The sequence below is a fragment of the Flammeovirga sp. MY04 genome, from assembly GCF_001682195.2.
Classification (GTDB): domain Bacteria; phylum Bacteroidota; class Bacteroidia; order Cytophagales; family Flammeovirgaceae; genus Flammeovirga; species Flammeovirga yaeyamensis.
Genome location: NZ_CP003560.2, coordinates 3,319,371 through 3,342,951, shown reverse-complemented (window position 1 = coordinate 3,342,951; position 23,581 = coordinate 3,319,371). Strand labels below are relative to the sequence as shown.

At 35.7% G+C, this 23,581-nt stretch carries 17 protein-coding genes; 9 read left to right on the top strand and 8 right to left on the bottom strand.

From position 1 onward, the window contains the following. Positions 1-141: 141 nt before the first annotated feature. From MY04_RS13365 to MY04_RS13340, 6 genes are all read left to right on the top strand, one after another. Positions 142-1,797 carry an amidohydrolase gene (locus tag MY04_RS13365; RefSeq protein ID WP_066213286.1) on the top strand — a complete coding sequence of 552 codons (1,656 nt, stop codon included), beginning with the start codon at positions 142-144 and terminating at the stop codon, positions 1,795-1,797. 4 nt (positions 1,798-1,801) lie between these two features. Next, positions 1,802-2,857 carry a CobW family GTP-binding protein gene (locus tag MY04_RS13360; RefSeq protein WP_066210287.1) on the top strand — a complete coding sequence of 352 codons (1,056 nt, stop codon included), beginning with the start codon at positions 1,802-1,804 and terminating at the stop codon, positions 2,855-2,857. A gap of 175 nt (positions 2,858-3,032) precedes the next feature. Beyond that, positions 3,033-3,671 carry a trimeric intracellular cation channel family protein gene (locus MY04_RS13355; RefSeq protein ID WP_066210285.1) on the top strand — a complete coding sequence of 213 codons (639 nt, stop codon included), beginning with the start codon at positions 3,033-3,035 and terminating at the stop codon, positions 3,669-3,671. Between the two features lie 102 nt (positions 3,672-3,773). After that, entirely contained in the window at positions 3,774-5,102 is a 1,329-nt protein-coding gene (locus MY04_RS13350; RefSeq protein ID WP_066210283.1) for a serine hydrolase domain-containing protein, read from the top strand. A gap of 272 nt (positions 5,103-5,374) precedes the next feature. Next, entirely contained in the window at positions 5,375-6,598 is a 1,224-nt protein-coding gene (locus MY04_RS13345) for a DcaP family trimeric outer membrane transporter (RefSeq protein WP_066210281.1), read from the top strand. 197 nt (positions 6,599-6,795) lie between these two features. Then, entirely contained in the window at positions 6,796-7,164 is a 369-nt protein-coding gene (locus MY04_RS13340) for a hypothetical protein (RefSeq protein ID WP_066210279.1), read from the top strand. Positions 7,165-7,303: 139 nt separating this feature from the next. Here MY04_RS13340 and MY04_RS13335 read toward each other — a convergent pair whose 3' ends face one another. Then, positions 7,304-7,537, bottom strand: coding sequence for a ferredoxin (locus MY04_RS13335; protein ID WP_062620355.1), 234 nt, complete (start codon positions 7,535-7,537; stop codon positions 7,304-7,306). A gap of 16 nt (positions 7,538-7,553) precedes the next feature. Continuing rightward, the gene (locus tag MY04_RS13330) at positions 7,554-8,834 is read right to left on the bottom strand and encodes a peptidase U32 family protein (protein ID WP_236941073.1); all 1,281 of its coding nucleotides are present in this window, start codon (positions 8,832-8,834) and stop codon (positions 7,554-7,556) included. 450 nt (positions 8,835-9,284) lie between these two features. Between MY04_RS13330 and MY04_RS13325 the strand changes: the two genes are divergently transcribed. Then, on the top strand, positions 9,285-11,237 hold the full coding sequence (locus MY04_RS13325) for a PAS domain-containing sensor histidine kinase (RefSeq protein WP_066210277.1): 1,953 nt from the start codon (positions 9,285-9,287) through the stop codon (positions 11,235-11,237). Positions 11,238-11,271: 34 nt separating this feature from the next. On the opposite strand, the gene MY04_RS13320 is transcribed toward MY04_RS13325, so the two are convergent. The 4 genes from MY04_RS13320 to MY04_RS13305 all read right to left on the bottom strand — a co-directional run bounded on the left by MY04_RS13320 (position 11,272) and on the right by MY04_RS13305 (position 17,462). Further along, positions 11,272-14,376, bottom strand: a complete 3,105-nt coding sequence (locus tag MY04_RS13320) for an efflux RND transporter permease subunit (RefSeq protein ID WP_066210275.1) — start codon at positions 14,374-14,376, stop codon at positions 11,272-11,274. A gap of 17 nt (positions 14,377-14,393) precedes the next feature. Next, a complete protein-coding gene (locus MY04_RS13315; RefSeq protein ID WP_066210272.1) occupies positions 14,394-15,509 on the bottom strand; it encodes an efflux RND transporter periplasmic adaptor subunit in 1,116 nt (371 codons plus the stop codon). 29 nt (positions 15,510-15,538) lie between these two features. Further along, positions 15,539-16,810, bottom strand: a complete 1,272-nt coding sequence (locus tag MY04_RS13310; protein ID WP_084005877.1) for a TolC family protein — start codon at positions 16,808-16,810, stop codon at positions 15,539-15,541. Positions 16,811-17,075: 265 nt separating this feature from the next. After that, the gene (locus tag MY04_RS13305) at positions 17,076-17,462 is read right to left on the bottom strand and encodes a hypothetical protein (RefSeq protein WP_066210268.1); all 387 of its coding nucleotides are present in this window, start codon (positions 17,460-17,462) and stop codon (positions 17,076-17,078) included. Between the two features lie 214 nt (positions 17,463-17,676). Here MY04_RS13305 and MY04_RS13300 point away from each other — a divergent pair, with 214 nt between their 5' ends. Further along, complete coding sequence (locus MY04_RS13300) at positions 17,677-18,738, top strand: Fic family protein (RefSeq protein WP_066210266.1); 1,062 nt, start codon at positions 17,677-17,679, stop codon at positions 18,736-18,738. A gap of 82 nt (positions 18,739-18,820) precedes the next feature. On the opposite strand, the gene MY04_RS13295 is transcribed toward MY04_RS13300, so the two are convergent. Both MY04_RS13295 and MY04_RS13290 read right to left on the bottom strand, forming a co-directional pair. After that, positions 18,821-19,621, bottom strand: a complete 801-nt coding sequence (locus MY04_RS13295) for a class I SAM-dependent methyltransferase (RefSeq protein WP_066210264.1) — start codon at positions 19,619-19,621, stop codon at positions 18,821-18,823. Beyond that, positions 19,618-20,553, bottom strand: a complete 936-nt coding sequence (locus MY04_RS13290; protein WP_066210262.1) for an NAD(P)-dependent oxidoreductase — start codon at positions 20,551-20,553, stop codon at positions 19,618-19,620. Before MY04_RS13290 ends, MY04_RS13295 begins: the two co-directional genes overlap by 4 nt. Before the next feature lie 298 nt (positions 20,554-20,851). On the opposite strand from MY04_RS13290, the gene MY04_RS13285 reads away from it, so the two are divergent. Continuing rightward, positions 20,852-23,191 (top strand): TIM-barrel domain-containing protein, encoded by a 2,340-nt coding sequence (locus MY04_RS13285; protein ID WP_158297697.1) that lies wholly within the window; start codon positions 20,852-20,854, stop codon positions 23,189-23,191. Positions 23,192-23,581: the final 390 nt, after the last annotated feature.

Below are 23,581 nucleotides of genomic sequence, written 5' to 3'. Positions count from 1 at the left end.
GTAAGGGTCCTGATTTATATCTCTTTCGGTGATGAAGGAGGTAAATAGAAGGTGTTTTAAAACCAAGACATTTGTATCATAAGCTTTAAGGTAATGGATAATAACCCAATTGCCTATTTAATATCAATCAATACTATAAATATGAAAAATCAACAAAAAGTAACTGTTTTCACTGCTAAAAAAATTCATACCATGGATCAAGGAAATCCAGAAGCGGAAGCAATAGCAGTGCTTGATGGAAAAATATTATCAATAGGTACATTAGAGTTTATGAAGCCTTGGCTTGACAGGTATGATGTTACTTATGACGATACATTAAAAGATAAAATTATTCTTCCTGGTTTAATCGAACCACATTCTCATTGTTGGATGTCAGCAGGTTTTCTAGGTTTAGATTATATTGGTCCACTTCCTTGGCCAGGTTTGAATGGTATCAATCCACCTCACCCTCATTATGAAGATGTGATTGAATATTTAAAAGAAATTGATGCGAAGAAGGAAGACCCGAACGAACCAATCATTGCTTGGGGTTTTGATCCCGCCAATCAAGGAGGAAGTTTAGACCGTAAAGTTTTGGATGCTATATCTTCTACTCGTCCCATTTTTGTGATTGGATTTGCTCCTCACTTTGCCTATTTGAATTCTCTTGCCATTGAGATGGCAAACATTCCAGAAGGCTTACAATCTCCACATATTTTAAGAGAAGAAAATGGCGATCTAAAAGGTGTTTTCCTAGAATCTGATGGTGCAAAATTAGCCATCGCACCAATTATCGATGTCATTTCAGAATTGGGTGGAGAAAAAGGTTTGAAGTTTATGAGTGGAATTGGTCACCGTGCAGGGATCACCACTATTGCCGATTTGATGTTTGGTGTTTTGAATTATGATGAAGAATTGAAGGATCATGTTAATGCAACTAACGATCCTGATTTTCCTATCCGTATGTCATTAACTCCACATGCGATGTCGATGACATTGGCTCACGGAGATAAAGCACCAGAATTTGTAAAAGGGTTGAAGCAATATGAAACGGATAAGTTATTTTTCACAGGAGTAAAATTCTTGAGCGATGGTTCTTTCCCGTTAATGGGATCTCAAGTCAACTTCCCAGGTTATTTAGATGGTGGAAATGGTGTAGATGGAGATGCTTCTTTCAAAGAAATGCTTCCTTATTGGAAAGCTGGATTCCAGATTCACTGTCATGCAAACGGCGATTTGGCTTTAGATAATTCTTTAGACATGCTAGCCAAATTACAGGAAGTTCATCCTCGTTTTGATCATAGATTTACCATAGAACATTATGCGATTAGTAACCCAATGCAAGCAAGAAGATTGAAAGCATTAGGTGGCTTGGCAAGTGTCAATAACTACTTCTCACACTTTAGATCATTATTGCATTCAGAACATGCATACGGTCCTGATAGAGCACAAAGAGAAGCACGTCTTGGATCATTAGAAAGAGAAGGAGTTATCTTCGCTTTACATTCAGATTACCCACAAGTAGTAGTACCAATGCATCCACTAACAGCAGTATATGCTGCAGTAACAAGAATTGCTGAAGATGGAAAAACAGTGGTAGCAGAACACGAAAGAATTGGTGTAGAAAGAGCATTACGTGCGGTGACGATTGATGCTGCTTACATCTTAGGATTGGAAGATAAAATAGGTAGCCTTGAACAAGGAAAAATGGCGGACTTTACCGTATTGGATCAAGATCCGATGGAAGTTGAGCCAGAAGAAATCAAGGATATCCCAATCTGGGGAACGGTATTAGGTGGTAAAATCAATAAATGCTAGTAAGATGAATTCGATTAAAAAAACAATAACGAATCCATTGGATCAAGCTTTGGATGCAAGACAAACAATGTCGGGGTTAATATTTGCCGCTATGGCATTGAGAAATAAAAATATAGCACCTGTAAAAACAATTCCTCTTACCATTTTAGGAGGTTTTCTTGGAGCAGGAAAAACAACCATGCTAAATCATATCCTTCAAAATCCTGGAGGAAAAAAGATTACCGTTTTGGTCAATGACTTCGGAAAAATCAATATTGATGCTACAATGGTAGAATCGCAAACGGATGATATGATTAGCCTGACCAATGGTTGTGCATGTTGTGCAGTATCAAGTGATTTAACAAAAACATTAATCGACATTTCTGAAAAAGAAGAACAACCTGATGCCATTATTCTTGAATGTAGTGGTGTAGCAGAACCGGGTTCTATAGCACAAATTGTTTTATCAAATAAAGCAATTCGATTGGATGGGATCATTACTTTGGTAGATGCGGAGACGTTTTTTGAACGTTTGGAAGATGAATCAAGTCAACAATTATTCATCAATCAGTTGACTTCAGCAGATATCATTTCCATTGGTAAAACAGATTTAGTTTCTGAAGAAGAAAAACAAAAAATCAACCAATGGATCGCAAAGCATCAACCCAATAAAGCTGTTTTGGAAACAGTGGAAGGTGATGTGCCTACTGATGTGATTTTGGGTGTTGAGGCGGATCATAATTTGGAAGATGAAAAAGCAAAAGCCATCAAAAAAACAAATCACAAGCACACATTTGAGAGCGTTAGTTTTTCATTCGACCAACCCTTTAAGGAAGAAAAGATCAATGCATTTATAAAGAATTTACCCGCTCATATCATCAGAGCAAAAGGAATTTTGCAGATCGACAGCGATTTGAATAAAAAAATGATCTATCAAAGAGTGAGTAAACGCTGGTCATTAAAAAGTGATGAACAGTGGGGAAATGAATCACCTGTTTCTAAGTTGGTATTTATTGCCAAAAAAGGAACAATTGATAAGACTCAATTAAAAAAAGAATTAGAAGAAGCTTTATATGATTGATATACTTTGCTAGTTATGAAAATGCTCATCAGGAAAGACAAGTCTTTTGTCTGATGGGCTTTTCTATTTTATCATTTGCCTATATCGTATAACCAACTGATTATTTCTTGCAAACCTTTACAACTTTAAAAAAGGACCTTTGCTTATCGATTATTGAAAAACAAAACACTAAAAAATGAATACTCCAGAGATCTATTATACATTAGGAATGCTGGGAACAGTGGCTTTTGCAGTTACTGCCGTGCTTGCTGTTATCCCCAAGCAAATTGATTTATTCGGTGCTATCGTTATGGGAATAGTCACTGCTGTTGGAGGTGGAACAATTAGGGATATGATATTAGATGCTCCCGTTTTTTGGGCTACTGATCTCAATTATATTTGGGTCGCAGTAGTATCTAGTATTGTCGCCTTTTATGGGAATCAATTCATGTCCAGAAAAAATATCTACTCTTTGATGTTATACCTTGATGCAGTTGGTATTGCTATGTTCGTTATCCAAGGAGCTGAAAAAGCGATAGCTTTAGATTTTGCTCAACCTGTAGGGCCAGTGTTATTAGGTCTAATTACAGCTATAGGTGGAGGTATAACCAGAGATGTATTGGCAGGGAACACCACTTTATTGCTTAAAAAAGAATTGTATGCTCTTCCACTAACTTTTGGGGTGATTTTATATTTAATTCTAATTCAAATTTTCCCTGATCAAGTGAAGTTGATGGGTACTTTATGTGCTACTCTTACTTTCTTTATCCGTGCGGCTGCTATTCATTGGAAATTACATGTTCCAAATTGGATGTTGATATCTAAAAGGTCATAAGATCAAGATTGACAAAATCATGTAAAGACTAAGTCTTTTCTTGTAAATAGTTTTAGGTTGAACAAGTGATATTTGTGTCATCAATCAATCTAAAAATGAAACATGAAAAAAATATTATTATCATCATTATTAGTAGGATCAATTATGTCACAAGTAAATGCACAAGGAACAAATGTTCACGAAACTGAAGGAGATTACAGAACTCCGATTAAAGAATTTGCAAATGGTTTCACACAAGAGCAAGTTCAAAAATTTAGAGACAATTATAATTTACCTCACTTATTAAAAGGTGGAGACGATGCCGTTTGGTGGGGATTAAGAACTTCAGAATTGTTCAATACGGCATTACTTGAGCCTAATCACAAAATGGAACTGGTTAAAAATATTAATCCAGCGGTAGGAGAGGTCAAAGCTCATACCAAGCATTTTGGGGAAATTTCATTAAATGATTTTATGGTGCATCCACATAGTTATGCACAAGGTTTCTTAGTGGTTCATAAAGGTGAAATCGTCTTTGAAAACTATCAAGGAATGACAGAAAGCGATCATCACGTTTGGATGTCAGCAGCGAAGATTATTCCTGGTCTTGCCGTAGACTTATTGATTTCAGATGGAAAAATAGATCAAGAAAAAACAATAGGGCATTACGTCCATGATTTTAAACATACAGGTTATGGCAATGTAAAAGTGAAAGATGTGATGGACATGACGCCAGGTCTTAACTCAGAGGAAAATGATGAGACGCGTTCTGATCCAAACTCTATTGCAACAAGATTGTTTCTTGCTGAATTAGATTTGCCTTACAACGGTAAAAATGAAAAAGTAAGAGATGTATTAAAAGAAGCAAAACAAACGCACCCTGCTGGAGAGAAATTAGAATATGGTTCTTCGCATACGCAGATGCTAGTTTTATTGGTTGAGGCAGTTTCAGGAAAACCATTTGCAGAATTTGTAGACCAAAGAATTTATTCAAAAATGGGAGCAGAATCGACCCTAAACATACACCTTTCGCCAAATGGTGTAGCAATAGGTCACGGTATTGTATCCAGTAGACTTCGTGATATGGCAAGAGTGGGCATGTTGTATACACCAAGTTGGAATAAAACGGCTATAGAACAAGTGGTTTCTCCTGAAATCATCAGCCGTATTCAAAATGGTACAAGGTCAAGAGAGTTTTACAGAAAAGGCTTTGATGGTCCTGTATTCATTGACAGGTTAGGTGATGATAACGTGATTTCAAATGCAAGACAATGGGATGGCGTTTGGGAAGACGGTGATTTCTGGAAATCAGGTCTCCAAAGTCAAGGGATCTATGTCTCTCCTAAAAAAGATTTAGTGATTGTATTTTTCTCTACTAATGTGCCGGATGATTCTATTCATAGATACGCACGTCAGATTGCCAATTCAGGTTTGTTTGATGAAGAACAATAGAAGATAAGTGTTTTAGTAATATTTTCATTGATTGAAAATTGATTTGGGTTTTCCCAATAGAGGTATTTCATTTTGATAGTTTATCAGAATGATGCCTCTTTTTTTAATCAAATAATTGTGGTGAGTAACTGATATAAATGAAGACAGTTTTATGCAAAATACCTGTCGTTTTGTGTAAATGTTTCCCTCATGAACAAAGTAATTTTGTGGGACATCAAGTAGAAAAGAAAGGAGTTCTATTTGATATTTATTAACCAATCTTAATACTACAAATGAAAACTATTCAATTATTTCTCATTGTTAGTTTTTTCTTTATCGGCGATCTGTTTTCTCAAGGCTTTATATCAGATCAACTCTCAAAAAAGAAAAATATTGATGAGGAGGAAGTACAATGGGAAGATCCATCATTTCCAGGATCTTGGCTGATGTATGGGAAAGGAAACGTAAGAATGAAAATTGGGGGCTACATGAAAAACGATTTCGTGTATGATGTTAACGGCACCCGAGATAAAACGCAATTTTTGATGTCGACCATTCCTGTGAAAGGGGAGGCAGATTACGGAAGTACAGGATATGTGAGCTTTTTCTCAAAAGAAACAAGAATCAATTTAGATGTTCGAAGTAAGGTGAGTAATACGCCTGTACAAATGTTTGTAGAAGGCGATTTCTTTTCTTCATCAGGAAATCAGTTTCGAATGCGACATGCCTATTTAAAAGTGGGGAAATTTACCTTTGGACAAACATGGACCAACCTCACATTCTTGGAAACGCTTCCTTTTATTATTGATTTTGCCGCTGGTGATGCCCTTTTTGGAGGCCGTTCAAATCAGATCAGATACGAAACCAATATCAATAAAAATTGGTTGTTTGGTGCAAGTATCGAATACTTGGAAAATATGGGTATTGAAAACCCAAATACCTTAAATGGTGTGGCTCAAGCACAACTTCCATTACTATCGATGAAATTCATTTACAGTAAGAAAAATACTAAACTGTTTTTCGGAGCAAGTGCCGCTCAATTAAATTGGACAGGTGGCCCTGAAGGAAAGAATGCATCCACTCCACAATTGGATATTATTTTTGGTGGACGAAGACAAATAAATAGAAAGAATTCGGTTTCATGGAATGTGAATTACGGTATTGGATCTGGAGAAAATATTCTGGCTTTTATTGGTAGTAATGCCAATGCGGTTTTAACCCAAGAGGGTGAATTAGTCGCCATGAAATCATTTTCTGCCTTGGTAGGTTATACACATCACTGGAACGAAAAATGGTCTTCCAACTTTTCATATGCCTATGGTTGGCTTATGGACATTCCAGACTCTAGAGATCCATTTGCTTTAAAAGCAGGAGGTATATCTCACATCAACTTGGTTTGGCAACCGCTTAAATATTTCTCTACAGGTATAGAATACATGAGAGGTACACAAAGAACGGCCAATAGTGCTTTAGGAACAGCCAATAGATTCCAGTTAATGACAAAATTTGATTTTTAATTATAATGAACCATTCGATACAACAAATATAGGATGGTTCATATCAAATACTATGTTGGAGGATGAATTGACTAGAATGTGTAAGTAGTATGTGATTTCGTGCAACTGAATCTATGCTGTCACCCCGATATTTGTATCATCATCAATAAGGAATAACTTCTTGATGTCTCAAAATTCAATCTTTAAATAATCTGACAATGAAAAAGCTATTTATTATTTCTCTGCTATCCCTAATTTCGATGTTACATGTGAATGCTCAAGACATTAAAAAAGAGTTGTCTTCTGAAAACGTAGTGGAAATTAAAGCGGATATAAGTCAAAAAGAATTATCAAAGTTGATAGAAACTTACAGAGTGAAGCATTCCAATAACGGAACAACAGTGAATTGGAGTGAATTTAAGTCAACATCACTTATTAAAGGAGTATTTGATGCTAAACAAAATGAGGAACAGACTCAAGCTGAAAAATTAAATGCTTCGGCAAAACGATACAAAGAAATCAAATTGAATGATTCTGTAAAACAGCTTCAAGAAAATGAACTTTTTGATAAAAAATCGAAAGATTAAACGATCGAAAAGGTAAAAAAATTATATCTCAGAATAACCCTGAAAGCCGCTTGATACATTTATTAAGTGGCTTTTTTTTGGAATAAAAAAGGTGAATACCAATAAGATATCCACCTCTTTACGCTACATCAAAAAGTTATTAAAACTCTTTGACCTTTATAATCTTCACTGGGCAAGCTTCTGCTGCCTTAATGTTTTCGTCTAATTCAATAGGACTTACTTTAGTCGTATAGAAGCCTTTTTTATTGACTCCTCCCACCAATGTAGCTTTCCCATCTCTTTTGGACATCACCCATCTGTCTGGAGCAAATTCCACACAGTAGTTACATCCTATGCATTTATTTCGTTGATGCGTAATTGTAATTTTACTCATGATCGTTTTTAACGAATTAAGCTTCTACAGTCTCTGCATCCACTAATTTATACAATTTATCTGAAGGACGAATTTGGGTGTCCAATTTGATACTGAATGTATCGCCTTTTACCGCCATTTCTTTCTTTCCTTCGTCGTTTACGTGAAGTTCCTCAACTACTGTCTCTACAACACCTGTAGTTGGTCCAGTAATTAAAAGACGATCACCTACTTTTACTTTTTGAGTTTCCAATTGGAATTCAGCCACCTGAATATTTTTGAAATAACGACGACCGTTACCCAAGAATACTTTTCTAGTTTTTGCTTTCGATCCGTGCTGATCTGTCCATTTACCCATTTCTTGACCAAGGTAGTAACCACCCCAGAATCCACGGTTGTACACTTCAGTCATACGCTCTTTCCATTGCTCACCTTTTTCTTTAGTGTAAGTACCGTCGAAGTAGCTATCGATAGCTTCTCTGTAGCACTGAGCAACTGTTTTTACGTATTCAGGACCTTTACCACGACCTTCGATTTTCAATACTTTCACTCCTGTATCTAATAATTGATCTAGGAAGTCGATAGTACATAAATCTTCTGGCGACATGATGTATTCGTTATCGATTTCTAACTCGTGTCCGTCTTCGATATCGATTACTTTGTATTTTCTACGACAATTCTGTACACAAGCACCTCTGTTCGCCGATGAGTTTTGTGTATGTAATGATAAGTAACACTTACCAGAAACGGCCATACACAATGCACCGTGAGCAAATACCTCAACTTCTACCAATTCTCCAGAAGGACCAGTGATGTTCTCGTTTTTGATGGTATCACAGATCGTTTTCATTTGAACCATAGAAAGCTCTCTTGAAAGTACCATTACATCTGCAAATGTAGCGTAGAAACGTACAGTCTCAGCATTCGTAATGTTTACTTGAGTAGAGATGTGTACTTCTACACCCACTCTAAATGCATAAGCAATTACTGCTTGATCTGATGCGATAATGGCTGTAATACCAGATTCTTTTACACGATCAACTACTCTACGCATGATCGATAAATCATGCTCATAGATAATCGTATTTAAAGTAAGGTACGATCTAACACCATTCTCATTACAGATACGAGCCACTTCCTCAAGATCATCAAGAGTAAAGTTCATAGAGGCACGAGCTCTCATATTGAGCTGTTCTACCCCAAAATATATAGAATCGGCACCACCTTGGATGGCTGCCATCATTGAGTCAAATCCGCCTGCTGGGGCCATTAATTCCACTGGACGTTTTGTCGCAGGTTTTTTAAATGTATGCTCCACTTTTTCTTTATTTTAAAATTCGGTTTGCAAAAATACGATTAAAATTATCGGTAATCAATTTTTTTCGTAAAATAGCTACCCTTTATACTATGATTATCAACGAAATAGAAGTTAAAAACTATCAATAGATCAATATTTATTCACAAACCGTGTAAGTATTCCTCCTATTAAGCAGCAAATTAAAATAGACTATACGCTACTTGATTGTGGTAGTGAATGTTTATCTGGATCTTACTTCATTTTGATTTTTATTCTTCTAAATCATCAAATAGTTAGACAACTCATAGAAGTAGAAAATGTTAGATGGAAATGAAGTGTTTTTTGTAATTATATTTTTTTTAATGTCAAAAAGCTGATTTTTAATTCTTTAATAATTTGATCTAAATAGATATTTCATTAATTTAAAAAACGACTAATCTTACTGCTTCTTATTCACTCTAAATTTATTTAATGACCAAAAAGGACGAATATTATAATCAGTTACTCAGATTAAACCTTCGGTATAATGATCATGACCTCGATGTAAAGGAGATCATGGAGATGTTGTTGACGATTTATATGAATTATCAACAAGCATATTATGGTATGATATGTAAAGTTGATCATCAATTGGATTTTTTTAATTGCATCAGCCGTTTCTCAAAACAAAATGTAGCAGTACCCAGTTTTGAAAATCTTCAAATCGAATCGGTTAAATCAAAAAATATAGCTCAAAATAAAATGGGACAGGTTTGTGTGCCCATTATTGATAGTCAAAAAGATGAGGTTTTTTGTCTGATATGTATTCTTATTCCAAAAAATGGAGTGGATTTGGATACGAATGCAACTCAGCAATTGAAAATTGTGGCAGAAACTTTGATTCATAAAAGTGATCAAAAGAAGAGGAATGCATTTAGAGATTCCACAATGAGAAAAGGTATTGTTGAGGAGAATGAGGTAACGTTTAAACCTTTCTTTTCTGATGCTTTTAGTTTATGTGCAGTAGTTGATCCAGGTACTTGGGAATTTTTATTTTTGAATAATAGTTGGGAGAGAACATTAGGTTTCTCTATCGAGGAATTAAAATCTTACTCTTTTGTCAATTGGTTGCATGTTGATGATATCAACGAGTCTTTACGTATTTATCAAGAAGTTTATGAAGGAAAATTAGTAAAATCTTTTATTAACAGATATAGAACCAAATGGGGGGAATTTAAATATTTTGAATGGGATATTTCTAGAAATACCGATAATGGTCTTATTTATTGTATGGGTAGAGATATCACTCTTCAACATGAAAATCACGAAAAGTTATTCTTTCAATCCAATATATTAAGAGGTGTTCAGGACAGTGTATTGGTCATTAATTTGGAAGGAAGAGTTACCTATGCAAATCAGACAGTTATTGATTTAACGGGCTTTCCCAAAAAGTACTTATTAAACCGTTCATTTGATCTCATATTTAAAGAATATAATAATGGGATACATCAACCTATCACTCTAAAAAAAATAAATAATAACGATAGTTTAATTGAAGTTCAGGTTTTAGATAAAGACGAACAAAAAATTTGGATGGAGGTAAAAACCACTTTTCTTTCGGATGTTTATGGTGATCCTATTGGGCATTTATGTATTCTAAAGAACATTGCACACAGAAAGGATTATGAAGAAACTTTGATGAAAAGAAATGAAGCCTTAAGTAAAGCCAATAAAGAATTGGACAACTTTGTTTACAGAGTATCTCATGATTTAAGGGCACCCATAACCTCAGCTTTAGGTTTAATAGAATTGAGTTTAGATTCTGATTATAGTCAGATAAAAGAATATTTAAAGCTACAGCAGAGAAGCTTAAAAAAACTAGATGATTTCATTCATGATATCTTGAATTACTCAAGAAATAATAGAATGGAATTAAAGCCTAGTGAAATCAATATTCATGAATTATTACAAACAACACTAGATCAGTATAAATTTATTAATGAATATCAGAAAGTATTGATTGAGATTGATGTAGAGGCTAATAACCCACTCTACTGTGATGAATCTAGGTTATTGGTTATCATTAATAACATCATTTCCAATGCCTTTAAATTTACCTCAAGATCATACAAACCTTGTATTAATATTAAAGCAATAGTAGAACCCACTGACTTAATATTAAAAATTTCAGATAACGGTATTGGAATTAGAAAAGAACATGTGGAGAAAATTTTTGATATGTTCTACAGAGCAACTGATATTAATTACGGTTCGGGTTTAGGACTTTATATTGTACAAGAGGCAGTAAAAAGATTAGGAGGAGAAATTGAAGTTGAATCCGAAATTGATGAGGGAACAACGTTTACCATTACAGTGCCTAATCTTTGGAGTATTTTTCCCAATGGATTGCGAAAAACAAAAGAGATAAAATTAAATAATAGCTAGAGAAATGAATCTCTAGCTATTTTTTTGATGATGATTAGGCCAAACTAGGTTTGGTTTTATTTTTATAGAAAATACTGAAAATGACAGGGAATACGACTAACGTAAGTACGGTTGCCGTTAAAATTCCCCATACAATCACAACAGCTAATGGTTTCTGAGATTCTGACCCAATACCCGTAGACATGGATGCTGGCAATAGACCAACAAAGTCAGTAACGGCGGTCATTAATACCGGACGGATTCTAGATTTAACACCATCTTTAACGGCATCATCCAAGGATAATCCATCGTTAAGGTTACTCTTGAATTTGGAGACGAGTAATACACCGTTCTGCACACAAATACCGAATAGGGCGATAAACCCGACACCTGCTGAAATACCAAAGTTGATCGTGAAGAACGAAAGACCTAAAATACCACCTACTAAGGCGAAAGGTACATTGATCATGACCAAACTAGCATCTCTGATATTGTTGAAAGTAGTCAAAAGGACAAGGAAGATCATGACCATAACCACTGGCACCACTTGCATAAGTCGTTGTTGTGCACGTTCCATGTTCTTAAATTCTCCATCCCATGACATGTACATTCCTTTATTAAGTTGTAAGGCGGCATTTACTTTTTCTTGAGCTTCTGCTACTGTACTACCCAAGTCTCTACCTCTTACAGAGAAAGTAAGTGCTACAAAACGTTCTCCATCACTTCTGTACACAAAGGCAGGGCCTGTTTTGGTAAAGATATCAGCGATTTCTTTCAACTGAACACTACCTCCATCTAAAGTCGGCACTTTAATTTTTCCTATGGCTTGCGTATCGTTTCTATATTCTTCAGGATAACGAATTCTGATATCAAAACGACGTTCGTCTTCATACAATTGAGTGGCTGCTTTACCTCCGATGGCCATTTCTATCACAGAGTTGGCATCTGCAGTAGCTACACCATATTGTGCCATTTTTACCTGATCAAGATCGATATATAATTCAGGCTGACCAATCAGTTTGATAATATTTAGATCGGCAATACCATCGATATCCTGCATTACTTCTTGTGCTTGTTCTGCAAGGTCTTCTAATTGATATAAATCTTTGCCATAGATTTTCAAGGCCAAGGCACCTTTTACACCTGTTACGGCTTCCTCCACATTGTCCATGATTGGTTGGGAGAAGTTAAAAGTAACTCCTTGATAATCGCTTAATTTATTTTCTAATTCTTCTATAATTTCTGCTTTACTGAGACCACGTTCCCAATCGTCTTGAGGATAAAGATCTACATGGAATTCGATATTGAAGAAGCCTGTTGGGTCGGTACCATCGTTTGGTCGACCTGTTTGTGAAAGTACTCCTCTCACTTCAGGAATTTTTCGAATCTCATTCCTTAGTTTTTTGGTCATGTCGTGGGACTCATTCAAGCTGACGCTAATCGGCATAAATGCTCTTATGTAAATGGCACCTTCATTCAATTGAGGTAAGAATTCTGTACCCATCTGACTTCCCATAAATAAACCTACGGATAACACTGCTCCTGAAATCATTAAGGTAACTTTCTTACGAGCATAAGCCCAAGAGAATGCACCATAAAATATTTTCTGCATGAAACGAGTGAAGAAGTTTTCTTTCTCTTTTACATCCTTATTCAATAATACACTTACCAATACAGGAACTAGTGTTAATGACATGATTAATGCGCCTAATAACGCAAATCCGAAGGTGAATGCTAAAGGTGAGAACATCTTACCTTCTACTTTTTGGAAGGCGAAAATAGGCACTAGAGCAAGGATAGTGATTAACTGAGAAGAGAAAAGGTTAGCACCTAATTTTCCTCCAGTTTCTTTGATTAAGCCTAGTTTAGAAAGCTTATTGAATCGGGTCATACCCAACGACTTGGCTTTACGATCGAGGACCACAAATAATCCTTCTACCATTACCACAGCGCCATCGATAATAATACCGAAGTCAATAGCACCCAAAGAAAGTAAGTTGGCCGTCATGCCTTTCATTCGCATACAGATCAGAGCAAATAAAAGGGATAATGGTATGATGATGGAAACAATAAACGTTGTTCTCCAATCGGCCATGAAAAGTAATACGAAGATGACGACAAAGAAGATACCTTCAGCCAAGTTTTTTGTGACTGTGTTTGTGGTAAAATCAATTAGTTCGGAACGATCGTAGAAAGGATCAATTTGCGTTCCTTCTGGCAATACTCTTTCGTTCAGTTCTTCAATTTTATCTTTCAATCTTTCGATCACTTCACTTGGGTTTTCACCGCGGCGCATCACAACAATACCTTCTACTATATCAGATTGATCGTTAAGACCTACGATACCCAATTTTGGAGCGTGAGTTTCTTTTACCTCAGCAACGTTTTTAACAAGGATAGTCGTGTTATTCTCTCTTTCGATGATGACGTTTTCAATTTCCTCCTTATTATTTAAGAGACCGATACCTCTAACCACATAAGCTTGGTTACGTTTCTCGATTACATCACCACCAACATTGACATTACTATTTTCCAGGGCTTCATATAATTCAAGAGAAGTGATCCCGTATTGAGACATCAAGTGAGGATTGGCAGAAACCTCGTAGATTTTTACTTCACCACCAAAACTTACCACATCAGCAACGCCAGGAACGGCTCTCAATTTTCTCTCGATCGTCCAATCCTGTAACGTTTTTAATTCACGTACCGATTGATGATCCGACGAAAGTGTATAACGGTAAATCTCACCTGTAGGACCAGAAGAAGGTTCCATTTCTGAATCCACACCGTCTGGCAAGTCCACATTCATGATACGGTTAGCCACCAATTGTCTTGCTTTGAATTCGTCTACATCATCGCCAAAAGCAATGGTTACTACGGACAAACCAAACAATGAAATCGAGCGTACCTCTGTTTTACCTGGAGTGGAATTTACTTCTACCTCAATGGGTAAAGTGACAAATTTTTCCATCTCTTCGGCACTACGACCTTCCCATTGTGAGATAATTCTTACTCTCGGGTTAGTAACATCTGGAAATGCCTCGATAGGTGTATTCTGATAACTAATTACACCCGCAACGATCATGATTAACGTTAAGAAAAAGACAAAGAATCTGTTTCGTAACGAGAATCCGATAATGTTTTCTATAAATCTTTTCATTACAGCAGTGGATTATATTATAGTTTAATCAGATCGTTAAATAACACAAGTGCTTTTTCAGTCACTACTTCTTCACCATGAACAAGATTACCCTGTACTAAAGTTTCACCAAATTGATTACTACCTTTTACTTTCACTTCCATGATGCTGTACGACTCACCATTTTTCTTTACGATAAAGTCCTTATTATTATGGAAAACCACTGCATTTTCATTCACTGCAAATACCTCTTCATTCGTTTTCTGAATCACTTGAATATTCATCGCCATATTTGGCATCAATAAACCTTCTTGGTTAGGAATAGCTACTCTTGCGTGCATCACCTTAGTTTCTGGATCGATGAACTTAGAGATCTTTTCTACTTTCCCTGTGAAAATTCTATCAGGGTAAGCTAAAGCTGATGCTTGAATATCCGAACCCATTTCGATGTATTGAATATCCGATTCGAAAACATTCATTTTCACCCACACTTTCTGAAGGTTCACCACAGTAAACAACGCTTCGTCGTGATCCTCTTTGATAATCATGTTAGGTGATATCGATTTCTCTGTAATTGTTCCGCTGATAGGTGCTCTAACGATATGCGTTGCACTGTTCGTATTTCCCATCAACTTCATTTTCTGATTTACCTTTTCTAATTGAGCATTGGCTGCCTCTAACTCACTTTTAGCTTGTTGGATTTCCAAAGTAGAACTCAAACCAGCATCAAATAATGATTTGGCCACTTCGTACTCTTTTGTTTCACGGTCTACATTTGCTTTTGCCTCAATCCATTCTTGTTGGATCTCTGCCATATCAGAAGAGTAGATTTTTGCGAGAACCTGACCTTTTTTCACTTGGTCTCCTAGGTCAACGACTACATCAGTTACTCTACCTGAAACGATAGCAGGAACAGAAATTTGTTGGTTAGGCACCGCTTCCACATTACCCGTAAGCTGAGTGATATGCTGCATAAAATCACTTTTCACTTTCTGAGTTTTGATCATTTTCTTCATACTCTCAGTAAGCTCATTCAAAGAGGAAGTAGTATCAATTTCTTGAGTTTTGGCATTAAGAATACCGAACTTCATTACCATACCGATAAGGAAAGCAATGCTCAATACAGGAAGGAAGATTTTATATATATTTTTCATGATTTGTTCTGATTATTAGGATCAATAGATTATTGGATAGGGTAGATGTCTTTACCTACAGTGTAGTTGATTAACTCTAAGGCCGAGAATAATGCATATTCCGTATCAAATAACTGCCCTAGGTTTTCTTTGTAACTTTCGAAAAAGTCGATGAATTCGATCAAGCTGATTTCTTGTTTCTGATAACTTTTGGTTACAGATTCCATCACCGCTCTCATCTCTTCAGAAAGTTCAGGGTCGAGTGCATCGTACACCTTAGTAATTTGATTAAGCTTTTGGGCAGCATTGTACACATCAATCTGTAACTGATTTTCTGCTTGAGTTACTTTTACTTGTTGTTGCTCTTGAGCAATTTTTGCCGCTTGGATTCCCCCTTTGTTTCTGTTCCAAACAGGTAGATCGAAAGCAATTTGTAATGCCCAGTAATCCGCTTGGTGAGCACCTCTACGGTCGTACATTGTTCCTAATTCGATATCCGGAACATTCTCCGCTTTCTCCAAAGCTAAAGACTCCGCCACCTGCTGTAATCTTAACTGCTCAATTTTGAAATCCATACGGTGTTCCTGTGCTTCAGAAACCCATAATTCAGGATCAACAACATTTTGACTGTAGTTAAAAGTAGGAAGTGTAATCGTTAAATCTACTTGAGGTTGAAGGTTCAATATCAGTTTTAATTGAGAAGAAACATCAGTGGCCTCTTGTTCGATATCTAACCACCCTTTACGGGCATCAAGAAGTAAGGCTTTTAAACGTACTACTTCTGATTTGGCGATATTGCCTTTATCAGATTGTTCTTTGTATACTTCGATCAATCTTTCCAAAGGCTCTATCACATTCAAATAACTATTTGATTTTTCTTGAAGGTAATGCAGTTCCACCATTAAAGATCTTAGTTCAGTTCTAAGCTCTCTCATTGTCGTGTAGAACTCATATTCAGCAATTTCTGCTTCCTTCTGAGCGATATTTGTACGCTTTTTACGCTTACCACCCATCTCGATTAATTGATGGATTTCTACCACTCTTTGTGCTTCAGAATCAGTTCTGAACCACTTGTTATCCTCGTTGTCGTACATAGCGATCTCGACACCGAGTTCAGGGTTTGGCCATGCTTTGGCCTGAATAATTTCCGCTTTAGCGATATCTATATTATGACGTTCCGCTACTAACGTTAAGTTTTTTTCTAAGAATATTTCTTCACCTTGAGGCAGTGTAAGCGACAAGGATAATTGGTTTTTATTTTCCTGTGCGTATGATGTTATATGCATACACATTAGGATAAGCCCTAATAGTACCTTTTGCATTGTTACTAGGAATTGTACATCAAAGAGTGATCAAGAAGAGATATCATCAGATGCTCTTTTGATGTAGGAATAAACAATAAATGATTGATTATTGTGAGTGAGAGTCAACTATAGATTAGTTAATTAGAGAGGTCATAAGACCCAAAAATCATCACTCAAACAAAAGGAAATGTGTAGATAAAAACGAGTGTTAGCTTTGCTACCTGCTACCTGCTACCTGCTACCTGCTACCTGCTACCTGCTACCTGCTACCTGCTACCTACACTTAAACATGCTTCGGCGGAGGCGTATCAATTGAAAATGTTGGATTAGAATAGAATAGTGGACGAGCGATCGGTAAGGATTGATCGGTTGGAAGTTCGTCCTTATCCAACGGGTTTGAAGGAATAATTGTGGCTGCATTCATAAACCAAGTGATGTTGATAACACCTACTACAGTTTTGTTCTCATCTTCAGAAGAAGGGTTGTCTGAGAAGGTACCATCGGAATCGAAAGCATACACAGATATCAACTCGAAAATACTTTCGATCTCATTTTCCATTTCATCAGGCAATAGATCATCATTAACATTCACACTTACGTTGAATAAGTGAAATGCCATCATGGAGATCATGAGCTGAATGGAAATTTTATGTGATAAGAATTTTCTCATTGTTTGATTTTGAACTAAACTATCAACTACATTAACGCAGTCGAATAGAATTCGTGCACAAAATTAACAGGTATTATTCAAAAAATGATGATTCTAAATTTAAATAAATCCTTTTATAGGAAGTTTAACTTATTTTTTATTTTTATCAATATTGTATTTCTTGTATAATATTATTAGTTTAGTTATGTATAGATAGTTTAAGAATGACAAAAATATGTATAACTTAATTGAATTTCCTTCAAATATACAAAATATAGAAAATATTTCTTTGCTTAAAAAGCTTACTGAAACTGTTCGTTATGTAGAACGTATGAACGAAGCAGCTAAAAGTTTACCAAATCAAAATATTCTTATCAATACTCTTGTACTAAGAGAAGCAAAGGAATCATCAGAGATAGAAAATATTATAACTACTTATGATGAACTATATACATCACTTGCTATACCTAAACTAACACAGGCTTCTGAAAAAGAAGTGATCGGTTATAGAGAATCCTTATTTGAAGGAATGAGAATGTTAGAAGATGTTGGTTTTTTAACCGAGAATATTATTAATAAAATACAATCTATTGTAGTAGGAAATAGTCAAGGATTAAGAGTTAGAGGAGGAACTGTTATCAGGAATGATGTTACGAATGAAGTAATCTATACACCTCCTCAAACGTTTGAGGAAATAACGAAACACTTGTATAATTTTCTTATCGAATTTAATAAAGAAGATATTGATGTTGATCCTTTAATTTTTGTTGCTTTCCTTCATTTTCAATTTGAATGTATACATCCTTATTATGATGGAAATGGTAGAACAGGAAGAATTTTGAATGTTCTATATTTAATGAAAATGGAAGTGATTAATTCTCCGATATTATATCTTTCATCTAAAATAAATGAAACAAAACACGAATATTATGGTCATTTTAAAAGAATGAATAATAATGAAGGATTTGAAAAATATGCTATTTATTTCTTGAACTTAATTACTGAAACAGCAAAGGAAACGATTAGAATTATAGAAGATTTTAAAAACAAAATTGAATATGTTCATGAGAGTTTAAGAAACAGTTCAGGTAAAGCATATGACCCTAGATTAGTTGATCTTCTTTTTATTCAAGGCTACACAAGGGTGGAATATATTGAATCTGGTTTAGGAGTAACTAGAGTCACCGCTTCTAAGCATATTAAAGAATGTCTGAAGTTAGGTATTTTAGAAGAAGTGAAAAAAGGAAATAATAAGGTATATATCAATAAGCTTATAAAAGGAATTTTTAGTCATTAACCCAGGAGTGAAAACCTGGGCTAATGATATAAAAAGGTGACTTTAAAAGACCTTCATTTTAATATATTGAAAGTTCTGCAATTTATTTTTTGAATTTCACTTCAAGGATATAAGGAATATTCACTTTTACATCTTTAAAGACAAATTCGTCTTTCTCTCTTTCGATCATGTTATCGAAACAATCGTAGGTCTGATAATCGTGTTCCTTGAACTTGGTTAAACTTAATCCATTCTCAAAAAGAGCATTGATAATCTCATCCACGGAGTGAACCCAGAAATACTCTGTTAAGTTCATCGGAGTGCTGTCTGCATAACTCGATTCTACTGTTTCTTTATATACCCCTTTGTTGTAATAATGATATTCAGGAACAAAGGTATCCCAGTTTAATGTGTAGATATAAGGGTGCATTTCGACCATATAAAACTCTCCACCGGGTTTAAGGTAAGAAGCAATAAGTGATGCCCACTTTTTAAGATCAGGAAGCCAACAGATGGCACCATAGGATACAAATACCATATCAAATTGTGCTTCCGGCGTGAGATGTTGATCGATATCGTAGAGGTTGGCACAAATAAATTGAGCATCCAATCCTAACTGATCGTTTAATTCTCTGGCCTTATCAATCGCTTTATCAGAGATATCTAAAGCTGTTACATCAGCCCCCATTCTTGCCAATGATAATGAGTCTAGTCCAAAGTGACACTGAAGGTGCAAAACTTTTTTGCCTTCCATACCGTGTAACTCTGTCAGTTCTATTTTTTTCAAAGAGGTGTCTCCCTTTAGGAAACCTGGAACATCATACATTTTAGAGGCTACATGACTGTCGACTCTAGCATTCCATTGCTCTTTGTTTGCTGCGAATTCTTTGTTGTAGTTATTCATAATTGAAGTAGGTTGATAATCTTCCGCCCAAGCACCGTACTAATCTTCTCATACGATTCAAACGACCACCCACCGACATGAGGAGTGAAAATAACACGGTCATCGTTGATTAATTTTTGGAAGATTCTGTTTTGCTCATCGGTTAGCGTATGGAGTTTTTCATTTTCCAACACGTCTAATCCTGCGGCTATAATTTTATTGTTGTCTAATCCCCATTCTATAGTTGAGAAAGGTATCACTTCGCCTCTTGCAAGGTTAAGTAAGTAGATAGGCTTTTTGAAACCACCTAAATAATCTTTAGAAACAAGGTGTTTGTTATGATCATTTAGAGGGATATGGAAACTCAAAACATCCGCTTGTGCTTGAATTTCTTCAAGACTAGCTTCTTGAGCATATTCGTCTCCATAGTTGGTTTTACCGTTATCGTAGGCCAATACTTTGCAGCCAAATCCAATAAGACGTTTGGCAAAAGCTTGTCCCATATGACCGTAACCAATGATACCAACAGTTCTTGTGGATAACTCATGCCCGCGATTTTCTTCACGTTGCCATAGTTTTTGTCTTACCTCGTAATTACCAATGTGCAGGTAATTCATCAAACAAAGTAACATGGCGACGGTATGTTCACCCACTGCATCCATATTTCCCTCTGGAGCATTCAGTAAAGTAATTTGTCTACGTTCTAGATAGTCTTCATCAATTTCGTCTACACCGGCACCGGCTCTAGCTATGAACTTTAATTTGGGAGCTAATTCTAATAAATCAACACCCACTTTCATCTTACTTCTTAAGATTAGGCCATCAAAAGGAGGAATAGCATTTGGAACCTCATCCGCCTTGATATCGGGTTGATAAGAATATTCTATACCTGCTTCATCAAACATTTTGAAGATGGAATCATGTACTTTATCGATTACTAAAATTTTGGTCATAGCTGAATATAAACGTTTGAATTATTTCTGATAAGAAGTTCATTAGCCTTGAGGTTAATCAATGCTAACTTCAGTGGATTACTTTTGGATTGCCTATTTACTAAAATTAATAACATAAGAATAGTAATGCCTGTAATTTTTTTTTAATTTGATTCTATCATAATCATAAAGAAAGATTTAATTGATGCGTCACACTATATCTACTAGCTTTTTTCCAACATCAAGGAATTTATTTTTTTTCGTTTTCTTCCTATGTACATCACTTTGTTTTGGGCAAAGGAAATATGAAGGCTACACTATGGATGGACAGAATTTAGTCCTTCAAGTAAATGATGGGAAAGTGGTACTTCGCCCTTTTCAACCTTTCATTTTAGAAGCTCAATTTTACCCAAAGGGAACAGAAACATTACCACTTTCAGAGGCGGTTATTCTTGCACCAAGCAAATTGATGCCGGAGGTGAAAGAGAAAGATAACATCATTTATTTTAATCTACCGGATGGCATTCGAGCAGAAGTTTCGAAGGCTCCTTTTCAGATTTCTTATTACCTAAAAAAGGAACTTTTATTAAGAGAGTCTGATGGTTATTTCGATGCAGATACATTAAAAGGATTCAAGTTCGAGATTCAGGAAGGAGAGGCTTTATATGGAGGAGGTGAACGTGCTTTACCTTTGGATAGAAGAGGTTATCGATTACCATTATACAATAGAGCCGCTTATTCTAATGAAGAGTTTGCTCCTCAGATGAATTTTGGAATGCCTTTGATGATTTCTTCTAGAAAATATGCTTTGCTTTATGATAATGCACCTGTCGGATTTATTGATGTTGGCGAAACCAATGAGGAGGAATTGGCCTTTGAAACGATTGGAGGACGATCTTCTTATGTGGTTGTGGCAGGGAAAGATTATCCTGATATGCTGAATCACTTGACCGATTTGACTGGAAAGCAACCTCTACCACCACTATGGATGTTTGGTAATTTCTCTTCAAGATTTGGTTATCATTCTCAAGAGGAAGTCTTATCCACCATTCAAAAGTTTAGAGAAAAAGAAGTTCCAGTGGATGCGATCATCTTAGATTTATATTGGTTTGGGCCGGATGTAAAAGGTGATATGGGAACATTGGATTGGTACAAGCCTAATTTTCCTAATCCAGATCAAATGATAAAAACATTGAAAGATCAGGATGTAAAAACCATATTGATAACGGAACCTTTTATTACCACGACTTCTAAAAAGTGGGAGGAAGCAAAGAATAAAAAAGTATTGGGCACAGATCATTTAGGAAAACCTTTTGTGTACGAATTCTTTTTTGGAGAAACGGGTTTGGTCGATGTTTTTAAACCTGAAGCGGCCCAATGGTTTTGGGATATTTACAAAGGACTAAATAACCAAGGTGTTGCCGGTTGGTGGGGCGATTTAGGAGAACCTGAAGTACATCCATCAGAGTTACATCATGTGAATGGTACTGCCGATGAAGTGCATAATGTATATGGACATCAGTGGGCGAAAGTAATTTATGATGGTTATAGAAAAGATTTTCCAGATCAAAGACCATTTATTTTGATGCGTTCAGGATATGTTGGTTCTCAGCGATATGGTATGGTTCCTTGGTCGGGAGATGTGAGCAGAACGTTTGGAGGATTGACTCCTCAGCCACAAATTAGCATGACGATGGGATTGAGTGGTGTACCTTATATGCACTCCGATTTAGGTGGTTTTGTAAATTGGGATTTCACTCAAGAGGACGTAACAGAATTGTATATCAGATGGTTACAGTATGGAGTGTTCCAGCCAGTATATCGTCCTCATGCACAAGAACAAATTCCTTCGGAGGTAATTCATTATGATGGAGAAGCTTTTGATATCGTCAAGAAATACATTGAGTACCGATATAAAATGTTGCCTTACAATTATAGTTTAGCTTATGAAAACAGTACAACAGGTATGCCTCTATTACGTCCTTTATTCCTAGAAGAAGAGGAGAACGAAGAGTTAAAAAATGAGTCATTAACCTATATGTGGGGAGGTGCTTACTTGGTATCGCCTGTAACAAAGAAGGGAGGAAGAGAACAGCAATTGTACTTACCTGAAGGAAAGAATTGGTACCACTTATGGAATGGTAAGAAGTACGAAGGAGGGCAGAACATTACAGTAGATGTTCCTTTAGATGAGTTGCCTGTTTTTGTTAAAGGAGGGAGTATTATTCCTTTATCGAGTAAACCGCTTCAAAGTACAGAAGAGTATACAAGTGAAGATATTACTTTTCAGGTTTGGAGAGATGCTGAGGTGGACAATCATAGTATCACCATGTACGCTGATGATGGAAAGACATTTGGAAATATTGAAAAGGGAAATTATCAGTTGATCGATGTGTTGGCAAATTATTCCAAAAAGGGAGTAGATATCACCTTATCAAAATCGGGAAATTATGATGGAGCTCCTGAGACTAGAAACATCACTTTAGAAATTCACAATGTTCCGACTTACCCTAAAAGTGTTGGTATCGATAAGAAAAAAATGCCGGCTGAAGAGTGTGATATGGGATACGATCAGGAGAAGCATATCCTTAAAATAAAAATCAAATGGTCGGGTGAACAAAAGAGAATTATTATTCGTGATGGAAAGTTAAAGAAGTAAAATGTTAATGATAGACTTGTTTGTCCCTTAAAACTATTTAACCAAACAAGAATTTACAAACACAACTTTGCCCTATAATTCGATGTATATAGCAGTAGGTTAACGATAAAATTACATGGGGTTCTTACTTATATATTTGATACTGATAAACTTACTTGGAGTTACAATGATTCTTCTAGAAAAGAATACAATAATTCCGAAAGTAAAAGAATGGGTGTATCATACAATCGAATTATTAGGAGGCGTGATATTAATGCTTCCCACATTTTATATAGTAAAAAGTAGTAAAGTTAAACGACAAAGTTACTTTTTGATTAGTATATGGTCTTTAACAATATGGTTTTTTATTAGCTATATTAAAATAGAAATTTTAGGTTAATTCTTTAACCA

Excerpts from the sequence above, each read along its gene's own strand:
- MY04_RS13365 (WP_066213286.1), top strand. The coding sequence starts at position 142 with ATGAAAAATCAACAAAAAGTAACTGTTTTCACTGCTAAAAAAATTCAT.
- MY04_RS13360 (WP_066210287.1), top strand. The coding sequence starts at position 1,802 with ATGAATTCGATTAAAAAAACAATAACGAATCCATTGGATCAAGCTTTG.
- MY04_RS13355 (WP_066210285.1), top strand. The coding sequence starts at position 3,033 with ATGAATACTCCAGAGATCTATTATACATTAGGAATGCTGGGAACAGTG.
- MY04_RS13350 (WP_066210283.1), top strand. The coding sequence starts at position 3,774 with ATGAAAAAAATATTATTATCATCATTATTAGTAGGATCAATTATGTCA.
- MY04_RS13345 (WP_066210281.1), top strand. The coding sequence starts at position 5,375 with ATGAAAACTATTCAATTATTTCTCATTGTTAGTTTTTTCTTTATCGGC.
- MY04_RS13340 (WP_066210279.1), top strand. The coding sequence starts at position 6,796 with ATGAAAAAGCTATTTATTATTTCTCTGCTATCCCTAATTTCGATGTTA.
- MY04_RS13335 (WP_062620355.1), bottom strand. The coding sequence starts at position 7,537 with ATGAGTAAAATTACAATTACGCATCAACGAAATAAATGCATAGGATGT.
- MY04_RS13325 (WP_066210277.1), top strand. The coding sequence starts at position 9,285 with ATGACCAAAAAGGACGAATATTATAATCAGTTACTCAGATTAAACCTT.
- MY04_RS13320 (WP_066210275.1), bottom strand. The coding sequence starts at position 14,376 with ATGAAAAGATTTATAGAAAACATTATCGGATTCTCGTTACGAAACAGA.
- MY04_RS13315 (WP_066210272.1), bottom strand. The coding sequence starts at position 15,509 with ATGAAAAATATATATAAAATCTTCCTTCCTGTATTGAGCATTGCTTTC.
- MY04_RS13310 (WP_084005877.1), bottom strand. The coding sequence starts at position 16,810 with ATGCAAAAGGTACTATTAGGGCTTATCCTAATGTGTATGCATATAACA.
- MY04_RS13305 (WP_066210268.1), bottom strand. The coding sequence starts at position 17,462 with ATGAGAAAATTCTTATCACATAAAATTTCCATTCAGCTCATGATCTCC.
- MY04_RS13300 (WP_066210266.1), top strand. The coding sequence starts at position 17,677 with ATGTATAACTTAATTGAATTTCCTTCAAATATACAAAATATAGAAAAT.
- MY04_RS13295 (WP_066210264.1), bottom strand. The coding sequence starts at position 19,621 with ATGAATAACTACAACAAAGAATTCGCAGCAAACAAAGAGCAATGGAAT.
- MY04_RS13290 (WP_066210262.1), bottom strand. The coding sequence starts at position 20,553 with ATGACCAAAATTTTAGTAATCGATAAAGTACATGATTCCATCTTCAAA.
- MY04_RS13285 (WP_158297697.1), top strand. The coding sequence starts at position 20,852 with ATGGATGGACAGAATTTAGTCCTTCAAGTAAATGATGGGAAAGTGGTA.